Origin of the sequence: Streptomyces massasporeus (assembly GCF_014648995.1) — a bacterium.
Taxonomy (GTDB): Bacteria; Actinomycetota; Actinomycetes; order Streptomycetales; family Streptomycetaceae; genus Streptomyces; species Streptomyces massasporeus.
The window spans coordinates 137,777-145,002 of the sequence record NZ_BMSE01000022.1 but is presented as its reverse complement, the minus strand read 5'-3'; the positions used below and the strand labels follow the sequence as shown (position 1 = coordinate 145,002).

At 71.5% G+C, this 7,226-nt stretch carries 9 protein-coding genes and 2 pseudogenes; 4 read left to right on the top strand and 7 right to left on the bottom strand.

Annotated features, from left to right (window positions below; genetic code table 11):
• The 3 genes and pseudogenes from IE153_RS43005 to IE153_RS34840 all read left to right on the top strand — a co-directional run.
• A pseudogene (locus IE153_RS43005) lies at nucleotides 1-165 on the top strand (DUF4097 family beta strand repeat-containing protein); the annotation flags it as partial.
• 55 nt (nucleotides 166-220) lie between these two features.
• Nucleotides 221-1,072, top strand: a complete 852-nt coding sequence (locus IE153_RS34845; RefSeq protein WP_189593703.1) for an alpha/beta fold hydrolase — start codon at nucleotides 221-223, stop codon at nucleotides 1,070-1,072.
• 84 nt (nucleotides 1,073-1,156) lie between these two features.
• Nucleotides 1,157-1,435 carry a GlsB/YeaQ/YmgE family stress response membrane protein gene (locus IE153_RS34840; protein ID WP_185015051.1) on the top strand — a complete coding sequence of 93 codons (279 nt, stop codon included), beginning with the start codon at nucleotides 1,157-1,159 and terminating at the stop codon, nucleotides 1,433-1,435.
• A gap of 95 nt (nucleotides 1,436-1,530) precedes the next feature.
• Here the strand turns inward: IE153_RS34840 and IE153_RS34835 are convergent, their stop codons facing one another.
• Nucleotides 1,531-2,115 (bottom strand): hypothetical protein, encoded by a 585-nt coding sequence (locus tag IE153_RS34835; RefSeq protein WP_229829319.1) that lies wholly within the window; start codon nucleotides 2,113-2,115, stop codon nucleotides 1,531-1,533.
• A gap of 9 nt (nucleotides 2,116-2,124) precedes the next feature.
• On the bottom strand, nucleotides 2,125-2,436 hold the full coding sequence (locus IE153_RS34830; RefSeq protein ID WP_229829318.1) for a TetR/AcrR family transcriptional regulator C-terminal domain-containing protein: 312 nt from the start codon (nucleotides 2,434-2,436) through the stop codon (nucleotides 2,125-2,127).
• 48 nt (nucleotides 2,437-2,484) lie between these two features.
• Between IE153_RS34830 and IE153_RS34825 the strand changes: the two are divergent.
• Nucleotides 2,485-3,012: pseudogene (locus IE153_RS34825) on the top strand (Rossmann-fold NAD(P)-binding domain-containing protein); the annotation flags it as partial.
• A 17-nt stretch (nucleotides 3,013-3,029) separates the two neighbouring features.
• On the opposite strand, the gene IE153_RS34820 reads toward IE153_RS34825, so the two are convergent.
• From IE153_RS34820 to IE153_RS34800, 5 genes are all read right to left on the bottom strand, one after another.
• Complete coding sequence (locus tag IE153_RS34820; protein WP_189593702.1) at nucleotides 3,030-3,848, bottom strand: endo alpha-1,4 polygalactosaminidase; 819 nt, start codon at nucleotides 3,846-3,848, stop codon at nucleotides 3,030-3,032.
• The gene (locus IE153_RS34815; RefSeq protein WP_189593701.1) at nucleotides 3,845-4,507 is read right to left on the bottom strand and encodes a spherulation-specific family 4 protein; all 663 of its coding nucleotides are present in this window, start codon (nucleotides 4,505-4,507) and stop codon (nucleotides 3,845-3,847) included. Before IE153_RS34815 ends, IE153_RS34820 begins: the two co-directional genes overlap by 4 nt.
• Nucleotides 4,504-5,406, bottom strand: a complete 903-nt coding sequence (locus IE153_RS34810; RefSeq protein ID WP_189593700.1) for an NAD-dependent epimerase/dehydratase family protein — start codon at nucleotides 5,404-5,406, stop codon at nucleotides 4,504-4,506. The genes IE153_RS34815 and IE153_RS34810 overlap by 4 nt, the downstream gene beginning before the upstream one ends.
• Nucleotides 5,407-5,413: 7 nt before the next feature.
• Complete coding sequence (locus IE153_RS34805) at nucleotides 5,414-6,127, bottom strand: nucleotidyltransferase family protein (protein WP_189593699.1); 714 nt, start codon at nucleotides 6,125-6,127, stop codon at nucleotides 5,414-5,416.
• Nucleotides 6,128-6,194: 67 nt separating this feature from the next.
• Nucleotides 6,195-7,196 (bottom strand): GDP-mannose 4,6-dehydratase, encoded by a 1,002-nt coding sequence (locus IE153_RS34800; RefSeq protein WP_189593698.1) that lies wholly within the window; start codon nucleotides 7,194-7,196, stop codon nucleotides 6,195-6,197.
• Nucleotides 7,197-7,226 lie beyond the last annotated feature (30 nt).

The following is a 7,226-nucleotide window of genomic DNA, read 5'->3' as shown; positions in this document are numbered from 1 at the left end:
CAGGGCGACATCACCGTCGCCGCCGCCCACGGCGTCTCCGCCTCCCTCGACGCCGGCACCCGCCACGGCCGGATCCACAACGCCCTCAAGAACGCCGGCGCCGCCGCCGGCCTGACCTTCCACGCGACCACCGCCCAGGGCGACATCACCGCCCGCAGCCTCTAGCAGCCCGCCACCCGTCCGAACGAGTTCGGCAAGCCGCGCAAGAAAGGTCCAGGACATGACGAACAAGAGCACCTCCCCGAAGCAGCCGCGTTGGTCCGGCATGGTGCCGGTCGAGGACACGGCCCTGGCCGTCACCGACACGGGCGGCCCCGGAACCCCGGTGGTCTACCTCAACGGCCAGTTCGCCACCCAGGGGTACTGGCGGCACACCCTCGCCGAACTGGGGCCGGGGTGGCGGCACATCACCTACGACGAGAGGGCCCGCGGCAAGTCGAAGCGCTCGGCGGATTATTCCTTCGAGGCGGCCGTCCGGGACGTCGACGCCGTCCTCGCGGCCCGAGGCGTGGACCGGGCGCTCCTGGTGGGCTGGTCCTACGGAGCGGTCGTCGCGGCTCACTGGGCCGGACGCAATCCGGACCGCACCGTGGGCGCGGTCCTCGTCGACGGCGCCTTCCCCTACGACTGGCTCGACGACGCCATGGAGCAGCGGATACGGAAGCTGTTCCGGCGGATGGGGTGGGTGCTGCCGCTGCTGCGCCCGACGGGCCTCACCCCGCGGATGACCGCCGAGGAGCAGGCGAACAGCAACATCGAGCTCGGCAGGCTCTCCCGCGCGCATGAGCTGGGCCCGGTGCTGGACGGCATCACCGTCCCGGTGCGGTACGTCGTCGCGTCGGGAACGTCGTTCGGCAGCCGCGGTGACGAGCAGGAGCGGATCCGCACCGGCCTGGAGGCGGTGACCGCTCGCAACGCGAACATCGACAGCGTCAAGGTCGCCGCCAACCACGGTGCGATCTTGAGAAAGGACTCCCCGGCCATCGCGGATGCCGTGCGCGCGGTCGCCGCCCTCGACGGTTCCCGTCGGACCACCCGTCAACCGGCGTCTGAGCGGGGCCTGCAGAGCTGATATCGGACGGAGACGTTTGGGCGGGCGGGATCGGCGCACCCGATGACTTAACAGAATCCTTATACGACGAAGCGGAGACGCACCATGGGCATCATTGCTTGGATCATCATCGGGCTCCTCGCCGGCGCGATCGCCAAGGCACTGATGCCGGGCAAGGACCCGGGCGGCATCATCATCACCATGCTCATCGGCATCGTCGGTGGTCTGCTCGGCGGCTGGCTCGGTAAGGTCATCTTCGGTGTGGACTCCATCGACGGGTTCTTCGACCTGTCCACGTGGATCGCCGCGATCGTCGGCTCCCTCATCCTGCTCGCCCTGTACCGCGTCGTCGCCGGCAACCGGCGCTCGCACCGCCACGCCTGACCCGTAGCGGGCAGACGCGACGCACCTGAATACACCGCAACAGACCCTGAGGGCTCCCGTCCCGTACGCACGGGACGGGAGCCCTCAGGGTCTGTTCAGTCGTTGGCCGCCCCGTACAACAGGCCTTCCTGCTGCGGGAGCAGGTAACCGATCCCGCGTTCCTGAGGCAACCTGCCCGCCAGCGTTGCCGCGTCGGTGCATCCGGAGACTTCCCAGCCGATCACCCCGAGCCTGAAGGGCGCCCGCTCGAAGGTCGCGGTCCCCACGCCCGCGAGCCAGTCGTCCAGGACGGCGGACCTGTAGAACGGCCGGCCGTCCCAGTAGGGGACACCTGCCTTGTCCAGTGCTCCGGTGGGGACGTAGAAGTCCAGCCAGTCGCTGCTGTCGTCACCTCCGCGGATCGCCACGGCACCGCACACGGCCAGTCGGCCGTTCGGCAGGAGGACCTGACCGTGAAGGTGCCCGTATGCGGTCAGAGAGGCGACCGTGCACGGCACGGGCTCCTGCTCCTCGGGTTCACGGTCCGTGAAGGCGAAGGATCCTCGCGCACCTGCCGCAGACCACACAGCACTCAGGACCGCCTGGATCGCGGCGTCTTCCGTCGATCCGACCTCGATGGCCAGTTCGTAGAAACCGCCCGACCAGTTGGTCCGATCGCGGAACGCGGCAGGATTCGACATGTCCCGGCCCTACTCGGCCCGGTACGCCCGGAGGAAGGTCCGCACTCCCTCGACGACGAGCGGCCGGACGCGGGTGTCCTCCGCGGCGTTGGCGGAACCGTACCTGTTGAGCGCGACGCCGAAGGTCAGCGCGATGAACTGGTCGGCCGCGAGCCGGGCGTCGGGGACGTCGAGCAGCCCGGCGGCGGCGAAGGCGGCGAACCGCTCGGCGAGCGCCTCGTCGGGGGTGTCGGCCATGGAGTTCTCGCCCCCGTTCGGCAGGTGGCCGAACTGCGTGCGGACCAGTCGCTGCAACGTCGCGTACTCCGCCGAGCCGAGCATGTCGGTCGCGATGCGCATCGAGAACGTGACCAGGACGTCTTCGAGCGCGCCTTCCTGACCTTCGCCCACCCGCAACCGCCTTCCGGTACCTTCCGCGACCCGGGAGCCCAACGGGACCTGTTCGCCTCGGTCTTCGCCGACGCCGGATGGGAAGTGCCGGGAATGATCGCCTCCTTGCGCGGCGCGGACGATCTGTTCGCCGACGTGGTCAGCCAGATCCGCCTGCCCCGCTGGTCCAGCGGCAGGATCGCCCTGGTGGGCGACGCCGCGTACGCGCCCTCGTTCCTCACCGGACAGGGCTCCAGCCTCGCACTCGTCGGTGCGTACATGCTCGCCGGATCCCTGGCCCAGCGGGACGCCGCCGCGGGCTTCGCCGCGTACGAACACGACACCCGGGAGTTCGTGACGCTGAACCAGGATCAGATCGGCCAGGGCGACGCCGCACTCTTCCCCACCACCGCCGAGGCCCTGGAACAGCGCAACGCCATGCTGCGCCGTCTCAGCGTCCTGCCCTCGGCCACGGGCCGCCCGGCCCACTCGGCGCTCACCCTGCCCGACTTCGTGCCCCACGGGTAGCCATGGCACCCGCGTTGTCAGCAAGGGCTCCGCCACACCCCGAGTGCCGGTTCCTTGCGCATCGACGACAGCCTCAGCCGGCGGGACTCGGCACAGAAACTGCTCCGCGGCTCCTTGTACTCCACGTGGAACACCGCCTTGCCCGCCTCGATGAACGGGGAGAGCTCGCCGCACTCGTCGTACTGGGCGCACTCCTCGTTGACCGCGAAGTCGAAGTGCCGCACGAGCTGGGGGATTTGGGGAAGGTCGTTCTTCAGTCCCACCGACAGCCCCCGTTCGTGGGCGATGTCCGCGATCATGCGGTTGTACTTGAGCTGGTCACGTGCGGTGAGCGGAAAGCCGGTGTCGTTGCCGTAGCCCTCCACCAGATCGGGCTCCACCGCGTCGAACCCCTTGTCGCGGCACATGTCGAAGCGGCGTTCCATGATCGGCCGCAGGACGGACGACTGCCGGATGTCCAGCCACCGCTCGCCCGACCACCCGTTGGGCTCGCCGAGAACCGAACGGGGGAAGGCGTCCCGGTCCGGCCGGAAGTCCTCCCACGCGCCCACGTTGACGTAACAGATGACCTTCCTCCCCGCGCGGTGCAGCCGGGCCACGTCCGCGGCGGAGTTCTCGAAACCGTCGATGTCGTAGACCGGCACGTCGGCCGACGCGTCGACCCTGCCGTCGAGCTGCCACTGCCAGGCGAGACCCGGGCGGGGCTTCCACACGGCCCGCGACGGCGACGCCGTACCGTGCGCGTCGCCCGGTGGCTCGGCGCCGGAGCAGCCCGTCAGCGCCGTGGCCGCCAAGGCGGTGAGCAGGGCCGCGCGGGAAAGGGCCCGCCCGGTCATCGCTCCGCCCCGGCGAGGGCCGGCGTCAACTGGGCCCAGGGGTTGGGTGGTTCGCCCGTCACCGGGCCGCAGACCGCCGCTCCGCGCTCGTGCGCCGTGCGAACGGCCAGCGGAACGAGCGCCTCGGGCACGCCGTACACGAGATGGCACAGCCGCTCGGGGGAGTGCCGTGCGGCCCACCCCGGCAGGCTGAAGGCGGAGACATACGTCGACCAGGGACCTTCGAAGGTGACGGTCAGGTCGGCGAGGCGGGCGTACCCCGGCGCCGGGTGGACGCCGGGATTGAGGACGACCGTTCCGACCCCCAGCCGGCGCAGCGTCCGCACCAGCCGGCGGCAGGCCGGCAGCCCGTCCGCCGTCGCCGTCACGCGGTCCAGGAAGCAGCCGTCCGCCGCGTACCACTCGCGGTGCCGCCGTACGTCCTCGGTGATCTCCGCGGGGTCACGCACCCCGTAGTCGGTGTCGACGTAGCCCAGAAGACGCGCCCCCGCGGCTCGCAGCGCACCGGCCGCCGCGGTGAAAGCCGGGTCGGGGACCTCGCCCGGACCGCTCGCCGGGTTGAGAACGACACCGTAGGTGCGGGTGGCCGCGGTGATCAGCCGGTGCCAGGCGCCCGGGTCCTCGGCCGGATGGACGTACAGCGGGATCAGCAGGCTCACGGTGTGCGGCCGCCTTCCCACAGAGTGGCCAGCGCGTCGTCCAGGGAGTGCGCCGGACGCCACCCCAGGGCCTCCTCGGCGGCGGTGATGTCCGAACACTGCCACGACACCTGCGCGGAGCGGGCCGAACCGGCCGGGCTCGCCGCGCCCTCCTCGATCCGGCCCCGGAAGCCGGCCAGCCCGGCCAGACTCGCCACCAGGTCGCGCACCGGGACGGCCCGCCCCCCGCCGAGGTTGAGGACGGGCGGCAGCGGGCCCGGAGCCGTGGCCGCGAGGACCACCGCCCGCGCCACGTCGCGCACGTCGACGAAGTCGCGGTGGGCGGACAGGTCGCCGAGCCGCAGCACCGCCGCCGGGTCGGGCCCGGCCTCGCGCAGCAGCGCCGCGATCCGGCCGGGCAGCCCGGTGGGCGGCGCACCGGGCCCCACCGGATTGCCCACCCGCAGCACCACCGCGTCCAGGCCGGAGGAGGTCACCGCGACCGTGCCCGCGAGCTTGGTCGCACCGTAGGGGCCGACCGGGCGGGTGGCCGCCGACTCCGTCACCGGCGTGTCCGGCGCGCCCGGGCCGTACTCGGCGGCCGAGCCCAGGTGCACCAGACGGGCCGCGGGGGCCATCTCGCGCAGCGCGGCGCACAGCACAGCGGGACCGCGCGCGTTGACCTCGGCGAGCGTGACGGCGTCGCCGCCGGTCGCGCCCGCGCAGTTGACGACCGTGTCGGGCGCGGCCGACGCCAGGGCCTTCGCCAGCTGCTCCGGGCGGACGCGGGCGAGATCGACGTCGACGTCGGCGGCCGGCGACCGGCCGCCGACGACGACCTGCGCGCCCGGCAGGGCGCGCAGCCGCTGCGCGACGTGAGCGCCGAGATAGCCGGTTGAGCCCAGGACGAGAATGCGCATGACGTGCTCAGGCTCCCTTGAGCAGAAGCGACTTGCGGGTGGTGAACTCGGCGTTGGCCCGGTCGTAGTCGTCCGGGCGTCCGATGTCCAGCCAGTACCCGTCGAAGTCGTAGGCGTGCGGCTGGTTGTCGGTCTTGAGCAGATCCAGCACCAACTCGTCGAAACCGAGCGGGAGTCCGGGCGTGTAGCCGTCGAGGGTGGTGCGGGACAGGCCGTAGACGCCCATGGAGACGCGGTAGTCCATGCTCGGCTTCTCGGTGAACGCGACGACCTTGCTGGAGTCGGTGGTCAGCACCCCGAAGTCGATGTGCACCTTGCGGGCGTACGTCGCGATGGTCAGCGGGGCACCGGACGCGCGGTGCCGGCGCAGGACGTCGGCGTAGTCGAGGTCGGTGAGGACGTCGCCGTTCATCACCAGGAACGTCTCGGGCAGGCGGTCGCGCAGGTTGAGCAGCGGGCCCATGGTGCCCAGCGGGCTCTCCTCGGTGGCGTAGTCGACGGCCAGGCCCCACTGGGAGCCGTCGCCGACGTAGGCGCGGATGATCTCGCCGAGGTGGCCGATGGCGATGGTGCAGCTGGTGAAACCGGCCGTGGACAGCTGGCGCAGCACGATCTCCAGGATGGCGTGCTGGTCGCCGATGGGCACGAGCGGCTTGGGCAGCGCGGTGGTGTACGGCCGCAGCCGGACGCCCTTGCCTCCCGCCAGGATCACTGCGTGCATGGGCTCCTCCTTCGTGAACGCTTCGTGGACGTGCGCGGACGTGACGGACGAGATCCGCTGTGCGGTGTCAGATGTTGTAGATGCCGGTCTTGTAGCGGGCGAGGTTGGCCGGGTCGCGGAAGAACTCCACGGTGGCCGCCAGACCTTCCTCCAGGGTGTGCGCGGGCTGCCAGCCGGTGGCGGCGGCGAGCCGGCTCGCGTCCGCGACCAGCCGCATCACCTCGGAGTTGGCGGGGCGGATCCGGGCGGTGTCCTCGCGGACGTCGAGGGCGGTGTCCATCACCTTGCCGATCAGCGCGACCAGGTCGCCGACCGAGATCTCCCCGCCGGTCCCGGCGTTGAAGGTGCGGCCCACGACCTGCCCGGCGGGCGCGGTGCCGACGGCGAGGAAGGCCTGCGCGGTGTCCTTGACGAAGGTGAAGTCCCGGGTGGGACGCAGGTCGCCGAGGGTGATGGTCCGCTCTCCCGCCGCGACCTGCCCGATGACGGTGGGGATGACCGCGCGCATCGACTGGCGCGGCCCGAAGGTGTTGAAGGGCCGCAGCGTGACCACCGGAGTGCCGAAACTGGCGTGGTAGCTGTCGGCCAGCCGGTCCCCTCCCGCCTTCGAAGCGGCGTACGGGGACTGGGTGTTGATGGGGTGGTCCTCGGTGATGGGCACGGTCTGCGCGGTGCCGTACGTCTCGCTGGTGGAGGTGTGCACCAGCCGGGGCGTGCCGAGAGCGCGCACGGCCTCCAGCACGTTGAGGGTGCCGGTGACGTTGGTGTCCACGTAGCTGTGCGGGGCCTGGTAGGAGTAGGGGATCGCGATCAGGGCGGCCAGATGGTAGGCGGTGTCGGCGCCTTCGAGGAGGCCGCGGACGGAGCCGGGGTCACGGACGTCGCCGAGGACGATCTCCACCTGGTCCAGGACGTCCGGGTGCAGGGTCTCCAGCCAGCCGTAGGAGGAGAAGGAGTTGTACTGGGCCATGGCCCTGACCCGGTGGCCGGAGGCGACCAGGGCCTCGGTGAGGTGCGAGCCGATGAAACCCTCGGCTCCGGTGACGGCGGCGAGCGGTGCGGAGGTCAACTGCGGTGTCCCTTCGGTTGGGTGGGATGC

Coding starts and splice junctions, on each gene's coding strand:
- IE153_RS34845 (WP_189593703.1), top strand. CDS start 221: ATGACGAACAAGAGCACCTCCCCGAAGCAGCCGCGTTGGTCCGGCATG.
- IE153_RS34840 (WP_185015051.1), top strand. CDS start 1,157: ATGGGCATCATTGCTTGGATCATCATCGGGCTCCTCGCCGGCGCGATC.
- IE153_RS34835 (WP_229829319.1), bottom strand. CDS start 2,115: ATGTCGAATCCTGCCGCGTTCCGCGATCGGACCAACTGGTCGGGCGGT.
- IE153_RS34830 (WP_229829318.1), bottom strand. CDS start 2,436: ATGCTCGGCTCGGCGGAGTACGCGACGTTGCAGCGACTGGTCCGCACG.
- IE153_RS34820 (WP_189593702.1), bottom strand. CDS start 3,848: ATGACCGGGCGGGCCCTTTCCCGCGCGGCCCTGCTCACCGCCTTGGCG.
- IE153_RS34810 (WP_189593700.1), bottom strand. CDS start 5,406: ATGCGCATTCTCGTCCTGGGCTCAACCGGCTATCTCGGCGCTCACGTC.
- IE153_RS34805 (WP_189593699.1), bottom strand. CDS start 6,127: ATGCACGCAGTGATCCTGGCGGGAGGCAAGGGCGTCCGGCTGCGGCCG.